6 protein-coding genes are annotated in these 17848 nt (G+C 61.6%); 2 read left to right on the plus strand and 4 right to left on the minus strand.

Going from position 1 to position 17848, the window contains the following annotated elements:
• Window positions 1–91 precede the first annotated feature (91 nt).
• Both pyc and EEQ99_RS22495 read right to left on the minus strand, forming a co-directional pair.
• Window positions 92–3556, minus strand: a complete 3465-nt coding sequence (gene pyc / locus EEQ99_RS22490) for a pyruvate carboxylase (protein ID WP_028756541.1) — start codon at window positions 3554–3556, stop codon at window positions 92–94.
• Between the two features lie 216 nt (window positions 3557–3772).
• A complete protein-coding gene (locus tag EEQ99_RS22495; RefSeq protein ID WP_047615753.1) occupies window positions 3773–4528 on the minus strand; it encodes a helix-turn-helix transcriptional regulator in 756 nt (251 codons plus the stop codon).
• Between the two features lie 323 nt (window positions 4529–4851).
• Between EEQ99_RS22495 and EEQ99_RS22500 the strand changes: the two genes are divergently transcribed.
• Together EEQ99_RS22500 and EEQ99_RS22505 are read left to right on the plus strand one after the other, a co-directional pair.
• A complete protein-coding gene (locus EEQ99_RS22500) occupies window positions 4852–6615 on the plus strand; it encodes a glucan ABC transporter ATP-binding protein/ permease (protein ID WP_028758321.1) in 1764 nt (587 codons plus the stop codon).
• A gap of 449 nt (window positions 6616–7064) precedes the next feature.
• Window positions 7065–7418: a VOC family protein gene (locus tag EEQ99_RS22505; RefSeq protein WP_047615754.1), complete on the plus strand. Its 354-nt coding sequence runs from the start codon at window positions 7065–7067 to the stop codon at window positions 7416–7418.
• Between the two features lie 50 nt (window positions 7419–7468).
• Here the strand turns inward: EEQ99_RS22505 and EEQ99_RS22510 are convergent, their stop codons facing one another.
• Both EEQ99_RS22510 and EEQ99_RS22515 read right to left on the minus strand, forming a co-directional pair.
• Window positions 7469–8707, minus strand: coding sequence for an OpgC family protein (locus EEQ99_RS22510; protein ID WP_047615756.1), 1239 nt, complete (start codon window positions 8705–8707; stop codon window positions 7469–7471).
• Between the two features lie 100 nt (window positions 8708–8807).
• A complete protein-coding gene (locus EEQ99_RS22515) occupies window positions 8808–17327 on the minus strand; it encodes a glycoside hydrolase family 94 protein (protein WP_127431127.1) in 8520 nt (2839 codons plus the stop codon).
• Between the last annotated feature and the right edge of the window lie 521 nt (window positions 17328–17848).

The raw sequence follows: 17848 nt of genomic DNA on the forward strand, positions 1-17848 counted from the left end.
AAAATCAGCTTTTTAACAGCCCGACCGTACACAATCGGGTGATCGATAGCATGGCCGAATGCAACCCTTCGGAAACATCGACCCCGCCTGCTCAGCCGGCGTAGACGACGAGCAGGTCCTTGGCGTCGATCTGATCGCCGGCGCGCACCAGCACCTCGGAAATCGTGCCATCCTTTTCCGCGTGCAGCGCCGTTTCCATCTTCATCGCCTCGATGGAGACGAGCACGTCGCCGGCATTGACGACCTGGCCGGGCGAGACGAAGACACGGCTGATGACACCCGGCATCGGCGCACCGACATGGATGGCATTGCCCGGCTCAGCCTTGCGGCGGACGGCGGCACCCGTCGCCCCATGAGCCCGGTCCGGCACCTTGATGCGGCGCGGCTGGCCGTTGAGCTCGAAGAAGATGGTCACCATGCCCTGGCTGTCCGTCGCGCTCATCGCCTGGTTGACGATGACGAGCGTCTTGCCGCGTTCGATATCGGCAAACAGTTCCTCGCCATCCTTGAGACCGTAGAAATAGGCCGGCGTCGGCAGCACCGAGACCGGGCCGTAGGTGTCGGAGGCGAGCGCGAAGTCGGTGAAGACCTTCGGATACATCAGATAGGAGGCAAACTCGAAGTCGCTGATCTCTCGCTCGAGTTTCGTCTCGATGACTTTACGCTCGGCATCGAGATCGGCCTCCTTGAGCAGCGAGCCGGGGCGCACGGTATAGGGCTTGTCACCCTTCAACGCCTTCTTCTGCAGCGCTTCGGGCCATCCAGACGGCGGCTGACCGAGATCACCCTTCAGCATCGATACGACCGATTCCGGGAAGGAGACTTCCTTGTCGGGGCTGACGACATCGGCCACCGTCAGGTCCTGCGAAACCATCATCAGCGCCATGTCGCCGACGACCTTGGAAGACGGCGTCACCTTGACGATATCGCCGAACATCTGGTTGGCGTCGGCATAGGCCTGCGCCACCTGATGCCAGCGGGTCTCGAGGCCGAGCGAGCGCGCCTGTTCCTTGAGGTTGGTGAACTGGCCGCCCGGCATTTCGTGCAGATAGACTTCGGATGCCGGACCCTTCAGATCGCTTTCGAAGGCCGCATACTGGTTGCGCGCCGCTTCCCAATAGAAGGAGATACGGCGGATCCATTCCGGATCGAGGCCCGGATCGCGCTCCGTACCGCGCAGCGCCTCGACGATCGAACCGAGACAGGGCTGCGAAGTATTGCCGGAAAGCGCATCCATGGCCGCATCGACGGCATCGACACCGGCATCGACGGCGGCAAGGACGGTCGCAGCCGCAATACCCGATGTATCATGCGTGTGGAAATGGATCGGCAGGCCGGTCGCCTCACGCAGCGCCTTGAACAGAACCTTGGCAGCCGCGGGCTTGAGCAGGCCCGCCATATCCTTGAGCGCGATGATGTGAGCGCCGGCTTTTTCGAGCTCGACCGCAAGGTCGGTATAGTATTTCAGATCATATTTCGGACGGGCCGAGTTCAGGATATCGCCGGTGTAGCAGATCGCCGCCTCGCAGAGCTTGTTCTCCTCGGCAATGGCATCCATCGAGACGCGCATGTTCTCGACCCAGTTGAGGCAGTCGAAGACGCGGAAGAGATCGATGCCGCCCTTGGCCGCCTGGCGAACAAAATACTTGACGACATTGTCGGGATAATTGGTGTAGCCGACGCCGTTGGCGCCGCGCAGCAGCATCTGCAGCAGAAGGTTCGGCGCCCCCTCGCGGATCAGTGCCAGGCGCTCCCACGGATCCTCGGTCAGAAAGCGCATGGAAACGTCGAAGGTCGCGCCGCCCCAGCATTCGAGCGACAAAAGATTCGGCAGCGCATGCGCATAGGTGCCGGCGATGCGGGCGATGTCATAGGTGCGCATGCGGGTGGCGAGCAGCGACTGATGGCCGTCGCGCATCGTCGTGTCGGTCAAGAGTACGCGCTTTTCGTTGCGCATCCATTCGCCGAATTTCTTCGGGCCGAGCGTGTCGAGGAGCTGCTTGGTACCGTCCTTGACCGTATTGCCGTTGGCATAGGGAACCACCGGTTCGGCCGCGTTATCAAGCGGCCGCGGCCGGTCCTTGGCCTCGGGATGGCCATTGACGGTGACGTCGGCGAGATAGGTGAGCAGCTTCGTGGCGCGATCCTGGCGCTTGACCTGCTGGAAAAGCTCCGGCGTCGTATCGATGAAGCGGGTCGTGTAGCTGTTATCCCGGAACTTCGGATGGCCGATGATCGCTTCGAGGAAGGTCAGGTTGGTGGCGACGCCGCGAATGCGGAATTCGCGCAGCGCCCGGTCCATGCGGGAAATCGCTTCGGATGGATTTGGCGCCCATGCCGTGACCTTGACGAGAAGCGGATCGTAAAAGCGGGTGATGATGGCGCCGGAATAGGAGGTGCCGCCGTCGAGCCGGATGCCGAAACCGGAGGCCGAGCGATAGGCGGTGATCCGACCGTAATCCGGAATGAAATTATGCTCCGGATCTTCCGTGGTGATGCGGCACTGCAGCGCATGGCCGTTGAGACGGATATCCTTCTGCCCGGGCACGCCCGATTCCGGCGTGCCGATTGCAAAGCCGTCGAGGATGTGGATCTGCGCCTTGACGATGTCGATGCCGGTGACGACTTCGGTCACCGTATGCTCGACCTGGATACGCGGATTGACTTCGATGAAGTAGAATTTGCCGGTATCGGCATCCATCAGGTATTCGACGGTGCCGGCGCCGATATAATTGGTCGCCGCCGCAATCTTCAACGAATAGGCGGCAAGCTCCTGGCGCTGCGCTTCCGAGAGGTAGGGGGCCGGTGCGCGCTCGACGACCTTCTGGTTACGGCGCTGGATCGAGCAGTCACGCTCGAAGAGATGCACGACATTGCCGTGCGTATCGCCGAGAACCTGGCTTTCCACATGGCGGGCGCGCTCGACGAGCTTTTCCAGATAGACCTCGTCCTTGCCGAAGGCGGCCATCGCCTCGCGTTTGGCCTCCGTCACTTCGCGGGCAAGGTCCTTCGGATCGCGGATGGCGCGCATGCCGCGCCCGCCGCCGCCCCAGGAAGCCTTGAGCATGACGGGATAGCCGATCTCCTCGGCCATCTTGGCCACTTCGGCCATATCCTCGGGCAGGGGGCCGGTGGCCGGCACCACAGGCACGCCGACCGAGATCGCCAGGTTGCGCGCTGCAACCTTGTTGCCGAGCTGGCGCATCGTATCGGCCTTCGGGCCGATGAAAATGATGCCGGCCTTGTTGCAGGCATCAACGAATTCGGGGCTTTCCGACAGCAGGCCGTAGCCGGGATGGATCGCGTCCGCGCCCGAAAGCTTGGCGACGCGGATCACCTCCTCGATCGAGAGATAGCTCTCGATCGGACCCATATCCTTGGCGAGATGCGGGCCGCGGCCGACCTGATAGCTCTCGTCCGCCTTGAAGCGGTGCAGTGCCAGCTTGTCCTCTTCCGCCCAGATGGCCACCGTTTTTATTCCAAGTTCGTTGGCCGCGCGGAACACGCGAATGGCAATTTCGGAGCGGTTGGCAACGAGAATCTTGGAAATGGGCAAAACGGTCTCCTCAGACGTTCAGACGCGGGCATGCTGCACCCGCGAAGAAAATTCTTAACTTCTTGTCACAGGAAGTTCAATTTCTCTTGCGACTGCGAAATGCACTTTCTCGCCATTCTGAAGCGCATAGCATCGGACTCGCGTCATTTGACGCGCTTATCTTATGATCATGCATGTCGTTGTCCAAAGCCGCTACCCCGTTTTGGACGACATGCATCAGCTTATCAGGCCGTGGCGGAAGGCAAGCGCCACCGCTTGCTGCCTGTTTTTCGCCTTCAGCTTGTCCTGCAGGCCATTCATATACCAATCGACGGTATGGTTTGAGATCTTCAGCATCTTGCTGATCTCCATCGAGGTCATGCCTTCGGCGAGATAGTGCAGGATTTCCATCTCGCGTCGGGTCAGCGGCGTCTCGGCCGGCAGCACGGTCTCCAGCGCCTGCACTTCGCCTTTCAGGTCGAGCAACCGCCAGAAGGCCTTGCGCGCCACCGCCTCGAACAGTGCGATCTCCACCGGCGACAGCTCGATCGGCTTGCCGGCGAGATTGAGGCTGCCGAGAATGCCGTTTCGTCCGTGGATCGGAAAGATGTAGCCATCTTCCAGTCCATGGCCGAAGGCATCGACCATCATCTGCTCCATACGGCGTTGCTGCCCATCCTTGCTGAACGCCGCCATGCTGTCTCGCCAGCGGAAAGGCCGCTGGGCATGGGCGAGATAACGCACCATCGGATCGATCAGCACATATTTTTTCGCGGTATATATCTGCGGCCATTGTTCCGGCCAGCGGCCGGCAAGCGCCGCGGCCCAGGGTTCCGGATTCGGCTGCGCCGGATTCTGCGGCACATGGCGCAGCAGGCCGTAATAGTCGAAGCCGCAACCGTGGATGCCCTGCTCCAACTCGGTGACGACGACCTCAGGATTTGAACATTCTTCCAGAATTATAAGCAATTGAATTAACGAATTAATATTCACAAAAATGCCCCTTGCCCGGACTTGACGCCCGCATCGAGGCCGTCGGCGGCTTTTCAAATTGGTCGCGAAACGGTCTTCTTCAAAAAATGCAGTCACTAATTTAATGCTGTGCTAAACATTTAATAAAATGCAAGCGCAAATTGTTGCGAGATATGTTCATGCAGCAATTTCAGCGCCATAGCCATCTCGTCGCATCCTGCGATAGTACGATCGGGTTTAATCGTCGCGACGATCGAAGCCTGAATGCTCCGTTAATCGCCGGTTCAGGTAGCCTTTTGTAGCATCGCATCATCCCGTTTTCGCAGATGCACAAGAGGTTCGACGTGACGCTATTCAAGGTCTATGCAAGAGCTCTGCGCTATCTTGGCGCCTACAAGCTGCGCGTATCCCTGGTCGTTATCGCAAACATTGTTCTGGCGACGATCACCATTGCGGAGCCGATCCTGTTCGGCCGCATCATCGATGCGATTTCCGGCAAGGGAGAGGTGAAGCCTATCCTCTTCATGTGGGCGACTTTCGCCGTCTTCAACACCATCGCCTTCGTCCTGGTGGCCCGCGAGGCCGACAGGCTGGCGCATGGACGCCGGGCAACGCTGCTGACGGAAGCCTTTGGCCGCATCATCTCCATGCCGCTTGGCTGGCACCACCAGCGCGGCACCTCCAACGCGCTGCATACATTGCTGCGTGCCTGCGAAACGCTGTTCGGCCTCTGGCTGGAATTCATGCGCAACCACCTGTCGACGGTTATCGCGCTTACCCTTCTGGTGCCCACCGCAATGTCGATGGACTTGCGCCTTTCCGCCGTGCTCATGGTGCTCGCCATCGCCTACTGGCTGATCGGCCGCGTCGTCATGAGCCGCACCAAGGACGGCCAGGCTTCGGTCGAGAACCATTATCACACTGTCTTCTCGCATGTCAGCGACTCGATTAGCAACGTTTCGGTCCTGCACAGCTACAACCGCATCGAGGCTGAAACCCGGGCGCTGAAATCCTTCGCCGACCGTCTGCTCGAAGCCCAGTATCCGGTGCTCGACTGGTGGGCGATCGCCAGCGCGCTGAACCGCATGGCTTCGACCATCGCGATGATGGTGGTCCTGATCATCGGCACCATGCTCGTCCAGGCCGGCCAGCTGCGCGTCGGCGACGTCATCGCCTTCATCGGCTTCGCCAACCTGCTGATCGGCCGCCTCGACCTGATGCGCCAGTTCGCCACGCAGATTTTCGAGGCTCGCTCCAAACTCGAGGACTTCTATACGCTCGAAGACTCGGTACGTGAACGTGAAGAGCCGGCTGGCAACGGCGAGATCAAGGACGTCAAGGGTGCGATTGAATTCCGCGACGTCTCCTTCGGCTTCGGCAACAGCTCGCAGGGCCTGCACAATGTCTCCTTCTCGGTGAAGGCAGGCCAGACGGTCGCGATCGTCGGCCCGACCGGCGCCGGCAAGACGACGCTCGTCAACCTGCTGCAGCGTGTCTACGATGCCCAGGGCGGCAAGATCCTCGTCGACGGCACCGATATCACCAAGGTGACCCGCAAGTCGCTGCGCCGCCACATTGCCACCGTCTTCCAGGATGCGGGCCTGCTGAACCGTTCGATCAGCGACAATATCCGCCTCGGCCGCGAGGGCGCCAGCGAAGAGGAAATGCGCCGTGCGGCTGAAGCCGCCGCCGCCGCCGACTTCATCGAGACCCGTGAGGATCGCTACGATACGCATGTCGGTGAACGCGGCAACAAGCTCTCCGGCGGCGAGCGTCAGCGCATCGCGATCGCCCGCGCCATCCTCAAGGACGCGCCGATCCTGGTGCTCGACGAGGCGACCTCGGCGCTCGACGTCGAGACCGAAGCCCGCGTCAAGGCCGCGATCGACAATCTGCGCCAGAACCGCACCACCTTCATCATCGCCCACCGCCTGTCGACGGTCCGCGAAGCCGATATGGTGCTCTTCCTGGACGACGGCCGTGTGGTCGAACAGGGCAGCTTCGACGAACTCAGCCACAGCAACGGCCGCTTCGCCGCCCTGCTGCGCGCCAGCGGCATCCTGACGGACGAAGAAGTCCGCAAGGCCCATACCACCGAAGCCGCCTGATCGGTTCGGGTCTCAAGACAAAGGCCGGAAGGGTAGCTCCCTTCCGGTCTTTTTGTTTGCCAGAGCCCCGGGAGCGGCGCCTTACCATCTGATCGTCCTCTGCCCTGCCGGATATCTCCCCCACAGGTGTAAAGCCCGGATATATACGTGACAGCTGTTCGGAGACATGCCTGACACTTCCAGAATGTTTTTCGGCAGGTCGGCAGGAGCTTGCTCCCCGTAAAGCATCAACCACTCCGGTTGCCGTGCCATATCGCCTTCAGTTTAGAGTCATGCGACGGCCAGTTGTTCGGGAAGCCCTCGCGCCATCCAATCTCCCCGTGCGGGGAGATGCCCGGCAGGGCAGAGGGGTACCGCACGGCACAACATCTCCGCTCTGACCCACACGATTGATCACCCCGCCGATCTTCCCTAACCTTCGGCAGTCAACGAGCATAGGGAGAAAGCCCATGAAGGTCCTGCGCATCGTCGCCAATATCCAGGCAGCGGATATCACCCTGGCCCGGCGTTTCTATCAGGATATCCTCGGTCTCGACGTCATCATGGATCACGGCTGGATCACGACGTTCGGCGCATCGCGTTCGATGAATGTTCAGCTCAGCATCGCCAGTGAAGGTGGTTCCGGAACGGAGGTGCCGGACCTTTCGATCGAGGTTGACGATCTGGATGCCGCTTTCGAGGCGATGTCGGCCTCAGGCTTTCCGATCGAGTATGGCCCAGCCGATGAGCCTTGGGGCGTCAGGCGCTTCTATGTGCGCGATCCGCTGGGAAAGTTGGTGAACATCCTCGTTCATAAAAAATGAGCCGGCGGCCTTTCGGCTACCGGCTCCTACATCTGACATAAATCCGAACCCTATTTCCGATCGCTCCGGCGATAGGCATTGGCCGTTCCGCCGATGCGGACGGGAACGGGGATGCTGGCGGTATCGGCGACGACTTTTCCCTTGAGCTTGCCCTGTTGGCGCTTGCGCTCGAGATAATATGCATAGGCGAATTGTATCGCGACCCCTGATATCACGAAGAGCGGGCCGACCAGCGGGTCCTTGTTGGTGAGGTAGAGCACCACCTGGCCGATCATGGCGAGGATCGTGCCGGCGACGAAGATGTTCAGCGAATGGCGCCCGAGGATCGTCAGCGGATGATCCGCAGAACGGCGCAGGATCCGCGAGAGCGCCGGGATGCTGATGACGAGATAGGTCAGCGCCAGCACATGCAGCAGCCGCGGCAGCGACAGGAACGTCTTGTCGAAACCGGTGATAACGGTCGGCAGGCCAAGTGCGGCCAGCGAGTTGCCGAAAATCCAGAGATGGCCCGTCACCCAGACGAAGGACAGTAAGACGTAAGCGGCAGCGGCCGCCAGCAGCAGCGGATGCCGCGGGATCGTGCCGCCGCGCTTGATATGCAGCATCGAGACGATGCCGATCGAAAACAGGAACTGCCAGGAGAGCGGATTGAGGAACCAGTAGCCCTCGATGAGCATGTTGTGCGGCGCCACCTCGTAGATCCCTGCAAGCAGCCAGACGGTGCCCGAGACACCGAGCGCCAGCAACGGGCTCCGCGCATTCAAGAAGAGGATAATAGGCACCATCAGCATCAGCGCGCCGTACATCGGCAGGATATTGTTGTAACCGATCTGATGGCCGAGCAGGAGCAGAGCCGGAATGCCTTCCTTCAGGTTCATCAGAACCGCCAGGATATTGATTTCGACCAGCAATCCCGGTCGGTGGAACAGCCAGGCACCACAGATGAACAGCGCCAGCGTCATGAAGGTGGTGATCATATGGGCGAGATAGAGCGTGAAGGCGCGCTTCGCTGCCTTGATCGCCACCTTGAGCCGGTTCCCCGGCTGAAAGCGAGCCCCATAGGCAAGGCCGACGGCAATGCCCGAGATCAGCACAAAGGCCTCGGCGGCATCGGAGAAGCCGAAATTCTTCGTCGTCACATATTCGAAAATCTGTCCGGGAACATGATTGATGAAGATCATGATCAGGGCCACACCGCGCAGGACGTCGAGCCTTGTGTCGCGCGCTGGCGCAGCTGCGGATAGAGTACTGCGCCCAGGGACGATGGCTTCGGACGGCGTGCTTGCCATGGGTCTCTCCTTATTATCCGATTTGCAAACGCGACGACGGCCAAAAGGGTTCCCTTTTGGCCGTCGCGAATCGCCGTGTTTTTCAGCGTGGAGAACGCTGTTATCCGAGCGGATATCCCTCTTCGGGATCGGTGACTTCGCAGCCGTTGATCGACAGAGTGTAGCCGCGATCATTGGACGCTTTTGAGACCGAAATGCGGTATTTGCCGCCGCCTTGCTCCACCTCTGCCGCAAAACCGTCCCATTCGGACGGGAGCGCCGGACGCACGTAGAGCCGGCCGTCCTTCAGCCGGATGCCGAGGATGCCCTCGACGGCGGCGCGGTAGAGCCAGCCGGCCGACCCGGTATACCAGGTCCAGCCGCCGCGTGATGTATAGGGCTCATGGCCATAGACGTCGGCGGCCACGACATAGGGCTCGACGCGGTATTGCTCCGCTGAAACCTTGTCGAGCGCATGGGTGATCGGGTTGAGGATCTGGAAGCAGCGGAAGGCATCGTCACCCCGCTTCAGCTGCGCCAGCGCCATCACCACCCAGGTCGAGGCATGGGTATATTGCCCGCCATTTTCGCGCACACCCGGCGGGTAGGCCTTGATATAGCCGGGATCCCTGGCGGAATTGACGAAAGGCGGCGTGAACAGCCGGATGATCCGGGCATCCTCGTCGACCAGTTGGTCGAGCACGGCCTCCATCGCCGTGACGGCGCGGGCCGGATCGCCCTCGCCCGAGAGTACGCTCCAGGACTGCGCGATCGAATCGATCCGGCATTCGGGGCTTTCTTTGGAGCCGAGCAGCGCACCGTCGTCGAAGGTGCCGCGGCGATAGTAGCCGCCATCCCAGGCCGCAGTTTCGAGCGCCTTCTTCAGTTCGATGAGATGCGCCGACCAGCGCTCCGTGCGGACGGTGTCGCCGCGCTCTTCGGCATAGGGAATGAAGGAGCGCAATGCACCCGCCAGGAACCAGCCGAGCCAGACGCTGGTGCCGCGCCCGCCGATGCCGACGCGGTTCATGCCGTCGTTCCAGTCGCCGCCGAGGAACAGCGGCAGGCCATTGGTCCCCTTGCGGGCGATGGCGAGATCAAGAGCCAGCGCCGCATGTTCGTAGACGCTCGCCTTGTCCTCGGAAATCTCCGGCTTGTAGAAGGAGTCGTGCTGGCCTTCGAGCAGTGCCGGCCCTTCCAGGAAGGCGATCTCCTCGTCGAGCACGTTCTTGTCGCCGGTGACGCTGCAATAGTGATGGATCGCATAACTCAGCCAGACGACGTCGTCCGAGATCAGCGTGCGCACGCCCGCACCCGTTCCCGGCAGCCACCAATGCTGCACGTCGCCTTCGCGGAACTGGCGCGAAGCGGCATTCAGGATCTGCCGGCGGGCAAGCGAGGGTTCGTGCAGCACGAAGGCGAGCGTATCCTGCAACTGGTCGCGGAAGCCGAAGGCGCCGCTTGCCTGGTAGAAGGCGGTGCGGGCCATGATGCGGCAGCCGAGGCTCTGATAAGGCAGCCAGGTGTTGACGAGATTGTTCATCCCGCGATCCGGCGTCGATATCTGCAGCCTGCCGGTGAAGTCCCGCCAGAAGGCGCGGTTAGCCTCGACGGCGTCGTCGAACGAAACCTTGCGGATATCGGCAATGACAGTGCGCGCCTCTTCTTCCGTCGGCGTGTCGCCGAGGAAGAAGGTGAAATCACGCTCCTCGCCGGCGCCAAGTTCGATGTCGATCGCAAGAGCCGCGGCCGGATCGCCATCGAGTTCGGTGCCGCCGGAAAGGGCGGCGGCCGAGATGACGGCCTGCGGCGCCTGGATCGTCCCCGCCTTGCCGATGAATTCGCGCCGGCTTGCCGAGAAACTCGAAACCGTCTCGCTCGCCGCGAAGAAGGCGGTTCGGTTGGAAAAATCGATGCTGTAGGGATTGGTGGCAAACAGCGCCCCCGTCTCCTCGTCATGGCTCGACAGGATGAAAGGCACCGTGCGTGCCGAATTGCTGCCGAGGATCCATTCGACATAACCGTAGAGACGCAGCTTGCGGCTGGCAGAACCGGTGTTGCGCAGGCGCAGGCGCTGCAGTTTCACCGGCCTTTCGCGGTCGACCGTCTGCGTCAGTTCGAGCGCGATATCGTGCTGGACACTGGAGAAGACGGAATAGCCGAGCCCGTGGCGGGCTTCGAAACGAATGTCCGGCCGGCGGGAAAGCGCAGCGAAAGGCGTCATGACGGCACCGCTGTGGAGATCGGTGAGATAGAAGGCCTCACCCGAACGGTTGACCACGGCATCGTTCGACCAGGAGGTCAGCTGGTAGTCGCGCGAATTGGCGCTCCAGGTAAAGCCGGAGCCCTCCGCCGACACGTGGAAGCCGAACCTGTCATTGGAGATGACGTTGATCCAGGGCTGCGGCGTTGCATGACCGCCAGGCAGCCGAACGACATATTCGCGTCCGTCGCGGGCAAAGCCGCCGATGCCGTTCCAGAAGTCGAGATCGCCTTCCTCCTCGATGACGACGGCGGGCACGACGGGCGGCGGCACCGGCACGACACGCTTGACGGGGGCCTTGTTGCGCTCGGCCCGTTCCATCTCCTGCAGCTCCTCCTTGGAGGGTGCAAACAGCGCCACGGCGCGGTTGATCTGGTCGACCACCTTGCCGTTCTTGGTATGCAGCGTGACGCGGGAGGCCGCGATCAACGCATGATAGGTGCTCTCCTCCATCAGGTCCTTGCGCACCGCAAAGATATGCTGGCGCAAGCCGTCGGCCTGGCCCATGCGACGGACGTTCTCGCACATGGCGTCGAGCGCATGTTGCATGTCCTGCGCATAGGAAGAGGCGCGTTCGTTCATGATGACGAGATCGGCAGTGACGCCGCGCGAGCGTAGATATTCCTGCGCCAGCAGCGCTTCCCGGGCGATATCGAGATCCATGTCGTCGTTGATGCGCAGCGTGAAAATCGGGAAGTCGCCGGAGATCGCCAGCGGCCAGAGCGCCGATTGCGACTGCAGGCCGGCCTCGACGGTCGCTTCGTCCTTGCGCAGCTGCATGTCGGGATAGACGAGGTAGCGTCCGAGATGCTGGAAGGCCGCCGCCTGCTGCGAGGTGACGCCGACATGGCGCATCTGCACCTGCGTGCGTGTCCAGGCCTGGACGAGCTCGTGGTTGAAGGCGTCTGGATGGCGATAGCGATTGACCGCCTTGTCGACTTCGTCGCGGCTGGGCGCCGCGATCGTCCAGAAGATCACGCTGACTTTCTTGCCGGCCGGCACGCGGACGGTGCGACGCAGCGACATGACGGGATCGAGCATGAAGCCGTCGCTGCCCGAAAGTGTCGCGCCCGGATCGAAGGCCGCCGCATCGGCAAGACTGCGGCCACGGCCGATGAACTTGCGGCGGTCGGTCTCGAATTCGGTATGGCGGGTGTCGCCGGCATTGTCGACGATCAGATGGGCGATGCTGATGTTCGGCTCGTTCGGGTCGCGCTTGTTGCGTTCGGCACGGATGACGTCGCCGCGCTTGCCGATCTCGGTCTTGACGAACATGCGGGCGAATGCCGGATGCGCATTGTCGGTATCATCGGAGGTGATCACCGGTTCGAGATAGGAGGTGACTTCGATGAAGCGGTCTTCCGTGCCCATGTTGAGCAAGGTGACGCGGCGAGCCTCGGCATCATGCTCGGTCGCAATGATGCACTCCACTTCGCTGGTGAGGTCGCCGACCGTCTTGGTGAACTGCGCCTTCTCGTCGGCGAATTCGACCTTGATCTTCTCGCCTTCGACACCCTTCGGCTCAGCCGTCGCCGACCACCATTCGCTGGTGGCGGTATCGCGCAGGAAGATGAAGCTGCCCCAGCGGTCTTCGGTCGGATCGGCTTTCCAGCGGGAAACGGAAAGGCCGTTCCAGCGGGAATAACCAGCACCCGTCGCCGTCAGCATCAGCGAATAATGACCGTTCGACAGGAATACGAGTTCGCGGTCGCGCGAAGCCGGATCGTTGATCTTCCGGAGCTCCGGTCGCAGGAGATCGTCCTGGATGCTGGCCGGCGTGTCGGATTCGTGTTTGCCGCTCATGACCGGGATGTCGCGCGGCGCCTTTTCCTGCAGCAGCAGCTCGGCCGCCTCGATGACCGGATCGGAGTGGAAGAGCTCGCGCAGATGACCGTTGAAGGCGACGTTGGCGACGGCCGCGATCGACATGCCGTGATGGTGGGCATAATAATTGTAGACCACCGCGCATTTCTTGCCTTCCGGCACACGCGTCGGCGTGAAGTCGACGGCATCGTGGAAGCCGAACTTGCCAAGCGCGCCGACCTTGCGCAGCCTCTGCAGGTTTTCCAGCGCGCCCGGCGGGTCGTACTGGCTGGCGAGCAGCGATGCGTAAGGCGCGATGACGGCATTGTGGCCAAGACCGCGCTTCAGGCCGAGCGTCGGTACGCCGAAATTCGTGTACTGATAATTGAGGTTATGGTCGCGGGCATTGAAGGCCGCTTCCGAAATGCCCCACGGAATGCCGAGCTTGCGGGCGTAATTCATCTGCTCGACGACGACCAGATTGTTGGTCTGGTTGAGAATGCCTCCGCCACGCTCCTGCATGACGAGCGGCGGCATCAGATATTCGAACATCGAGCCGGACCAGGAGACCAGCGCGCCGCGTGACCCCACAGGCACGACCTGGCGGCCGAGGCGATACCAGTGTTCCGTCGGCAGGTCGCCCTTGGCGATGCCGAAGAGGCTGGTCAGGCGGCATTCCGAGGCAAGAAGGTCGTAACACGCCTGGTCGAGCTCGCCGCTTTCGACGCGGTAGCCGATCGATAGCAGGCGCCGTTCCGGCCGGAACAGGAAGCCGAAATCCATCGAGAAAGCCAGATCGCGGGCCTTGTCGCGCAGCGCCACCAGGCGCGGCCGCAGCGCATCGACCTTGGAAAGGTCGAAGGTACTGTCGGAAATATGCGCCTCGCAGACCTTTACCAGCGATGCCGCCCATTGGGTGACTTCTTCGCTCTGCTTCGACTTGACCTCATGGTCGAGATTGGCGGCAAGCTTCTCGATGTCGCGCGCGAGAACGGCGAGGTTGATGATGCGGATCGAGGCGAATTCATGCTCGCGTTTGACCGCGGCAAGCGCGTTCTGGAAGCCGACGATGCGCTCCTCCAGGCGCCGGCGCAGCGGGCGCACGGTCTTGCGGTCATCGGGCAGGTCCGCCAGCACTTCGCCGAGAATGCCGGCGGTGTCGCCGACGCCGTCGAGATTGCCCTGCATATGCGCCGACGGCGCCTCGGCCCAGTTGCGGCAGGCCGATGAAATGGCGATCAGATGGCCGGCGAGATTGCCGCTGTCGACGGCCGAGACGTAACGAGGCCCAAGCGTCTGCAGCGTATCGGTGTGATACCAGTTGAACAGATGGCCGCGGAATTTCTCCATCCTGTCGATCGTCGCGATCGTCTGCTCCAGCCGCTCGAGCGTCTCCTCGAAGGAGAACCAGCCGAAATGCCGGCCGGAAACGACGGAGAGCAGATAGACGCCGATATTGGTCGGCGAGGTGCGCGCCGCGACGATCACATGCGGCGTTTCCTGGATATTATCAGGCGGCAGATAGTTCTGCTCGGCCGTCGTGAAGGTCTCGAAATACCGCCAGGTGCGCCGGGCGATCTTGCGCAGTTCGCTCGACACGGAATCGGCGACTTCGAGCCGGTCTTCGGTCTCCGCCGACTGGCTGACATACCAGGCAACAACAGGCGACAGGACCCACAGCAGGGCGAAGGGAATGCCGACGAGGAAGGCGTTGTCGCCGGGAAGGGCTGCGAAACCGAGCGCCAGCAGCGCCAGCACCGGCGCATGCCACATCGCCTTGTAATAGGAGATCAGCGTCCCCTGGCCGCCGGCCTGGACGCTGGCGGCGGTGCGCCACTGCAGCATCAGCTTGCGGCTGACGAACAGGCGGTAGAGCGAACGGCCGATCGCATCCGCCATCATGCAGGCCGAGTCGGCGATGAAGACGATGCGCAGCGCAACCTGTGCATTGGCCGCCGTGATATCGGACCAGACCGTATAGAGATGGGCGCGGGCGATGATATCGCTGGTGCGCGGGATGATGCCGTTGATGAGCGACAGCGTCGGCGCGACGAAAAGGCAGAAGATCAGCAGAATCTGCCAGATGAGTGCGCCGAGCGGACCCATGAAATACCAGCCGAGCACGGAGGCGAAGAACCAGGCGATCGGCGTCAGCGAGCGGCGCAGATTGTCGAACATCTTCCAGCGGCCGAGTGCCGTGACGCCGTATTTCGGATTGAACATGTAGGGCAGAAGCTGCCAGTCGCCGCGCGCCCAGCGATGCTGGCGCGAGGTTTCCACCTCGTAGCGGATCGGGAAATCCTCAACCAGTTCGAGATCGGTGACGAGCGCGCAGCGCGCCATCGAGCCTTCGAGAAGATCGTGGCTGAGCACGGAATTCTCGTCGATCCGGCCCTTCAGCGAGGCTTCGAAAGCGTCGACATGATAAAGCCCCTTGCCGGTGAAAGTGCCTTCGCCGGCGAGATCCTGATAGACGTCGGAAACGGTGAAGACATAAGGATCGAGGCCGCGATTGATCGAAAAGACGCGCTGGAAGACCGAGGCGTCCTTGCCCGTCGTCAGCGACGGGGTGACACGCGGCTGCAAGACGCCGTAGCCGCTTTCGACACGGCCGGTTTTCGGATTGATGACCGGGCGGTTGATCGGATGATAGAGCTTGCCGACGAGCTTGGTGACGGCATCGCGCATCAGGCGCGTATCGGCATCGAGCGTCATGACATATTGCACATTGGCCGGCACCGCATTGGCGCCCGGCAGATAGGTCGTGTCGCGGTCGCCGCGCAGCAACATGTTCAGTTCGTGCAGCTTGCCGCGCTTGCGCTCCCAGCCCATCCACACGCCTTCCGAAGGATTATAGAGGCGGCGGCGATGCAGCAGATAGAAGCGCGTCTTGCCGTCATAGGCATAGCGGGCGGAAAGATTGGCGATCTCACGCCGCGCATAATCGAGAACCTCGAGATCGGCAGCCGTTTCCTCGACCTCGCTGTCCGGCCAGTCGCTGAGCAGTGCGAAATAGATCTCGCCGCGCGGGTTGGCGAGATAGTGAACCTCGAGATTGCGCACGTGGTCGTCGACGCTGTCGCGGTTCGAGATCAGGCAGGGCACGACGAGCAGCGTGCGTGCGTCCTCCGGAATGCCTTCCTTGAACTCGTAACCGACAAGGCGCGCCGGCGTCACGAAGAAAGAAAGCAGAGTGTTGAAGAGACCCGTCGCCCCTTCTGACGCCGGTACCGAGAACATGATCAGCAGCACGGCGATTTCGATCGCCCCCATGCCGGCATTGGCCATGAACCTGCCGACGATCGCCATGGCGATGATCGTCAGCAGCATGACCGGCAAGGCAATCGCCAGCCAGTTGAACTGGCGCACGGCGCGAACGAAATGCTGGATGATCGTCGGGCGATAGCTCGCCCGCGACTCGAGCTTCGGCCGCTGCGCGCCCGACAGGAAACCACCGACATTCGGTTCATGCGGCTGCGGCTCGTCCGAAGCTTTGGCGGCATCGGTCATGTCGAGCGCCAGCTGGGCGATTTCCATTTCCGTCAGCGGCGAGCGCTTGGCCAGCTTCTCGATCTGTTTTCGATATTTGTTGCGCGAGCCGGAATCGAGGATGCCGTAATCCGAATGCTCCCAGAGCAGCCTGTCGACATGGCTGACCTGCTCGACCCAGACCGACCATTCGGCATCATCGATCTCGCGAAGGCTGCGGATGATGTTGCCCATCGTCACGTTGCCGGAAGACAGGCGGCTATGTTCGGCCGTCGTCGCCTCTTCGGTGTTGCGGCCGAGTTCTTCCAGCCGCTCGTCGAGCCAGGTGATCGCCAGGCTCGACGTCTGTGAGCCGTCGCGCAGGCGATAGAGGAACTGCGTCGAGAATGTATTGTCCTCGGCAAGCGGTTCCAGCGTCTTCAGATAGGCGGCCGCTCCGGCCGGATCGGTCAGGCGCACCAATTCGTCGGCCGCCTCATTGGCGCGGCGGCGCATGCGGCGGCTGGCTTCGACACGGCTGGAAATGCGGCGAAGGTTTTCGACGAGCACGTAACGCACCAGCGAAGGCAACGCCCAGAGTTCGCCGATCTTCAGCGTCTCGCTGGCCTGGAAGCCATCGACCAGCGCCGTCAGGCTTTCCTGCGAGATCGTGCTGTGGGTATGGGCGACATAGAGCCAGGCAAGCACGAGGGTGCGCGGTACCTCGACGCCGCCGACGGCCATGGTCGGCAATTCGCGATAGAAGCGGCGGGGGAAGTCGCGCCGCACCTCCTGGATCGCCTCTTCGACGATATAGTGATTGTCCAGCAGCCATTCTGCCGCCGGCGTGATCGTCTCGCCGGCCTCGACATCTGTCGCCGTGGTCCGGTAGACGCGCAGGATTTCCTTCTCGTTTTCCTTATGGCGCGCGAAAAAATCGAAGGGAGCAAAGGCCGGCAGCTTGTCGACGCCGTTGCGGGCGACCCCATCGCCCATCGCCTTGATGTCCTCGATGGCAAGATAGGTCGAACGGATCGAATCGTTGTGATCGATCTGCTTCGTCTCGGTTTCGCGCGAAGGGCTCGGAGAAAGATGTGAAATAGACATGGGTTCGGTTCTGGATCCAAACGAAGTTATGGCTGTTTTGCTCAGCCTTTTGCACTGCTTATCATGACTGCTACATGAACGGAGCCCTATTCTTCAAAGATCGAAGAAACCGGGGCGGATGAGACTTGGGCCAAGCGAGGCAAACGGGCTAAGCCCCGGTTCAGAACGTGGCCCGACGGCTGATCGCGGCCATCGATACCCTCTCCACGAAAGCCATGGCGAAAATTTGGACACTATCGGAATAATTCAAGCCAAGAGGCATCAGCCGCCGCCCGCGAGCGCGGCTGGCGGCAATGCGAAAGCTTCGATTTCGGAAAAAGGAAAGGGCAGGATCGATAGACCATGTGCCTGGCGGCGGTTAGCACAGCTTGCGACCCTTGTCCTTTGCCGCTCCGTCACCGGTATTCAGATGGCGTGAAAAAAGTACAGAAGAATGATGATGGGGATCGGAATGCCGATCAACCACAATAAGATGCCCTCATGGCCACTCTCCCTTTGACATTCGAGTGCCAGGAGAATGC

This window comes from Rhizobium anhuiense (assembly GCF_003985145.1).
GTDB classification, from domain to species: domain Bacteria; phylum Pseudomonadota; class Alphaproteobacteria; order Rhizobiales; family Rhizobiaceae; genus Rhizobium; species Rhizobium anhuiense.

Excerpts from the sequence above, each read along its gene's own strand:
- EEQ99_RS22505 (WP_047615754.1), top strand. The coding sequence starts at position 7,065 with ATGAAGGTCCTGCGCATCGTCGCCAATATCCAGGCAGCGGATATCACC.
- EEQ99_RS22510 (WP_047615756.1), bottom strand. The coding sequence starts at position 8,707 with ATGGCAAGCACGCCGTCCGAAGCCATCGTCCCTGGGCGCAGTACTCTA.
- EEQ99_RS22515 (WP_127431127.1), bottom strand. The coding sequence starts at position 17,327 with ATGTCTATTTCACATCTTTCTCCGAGCCCTTCGCGCGAAACCGAGACG.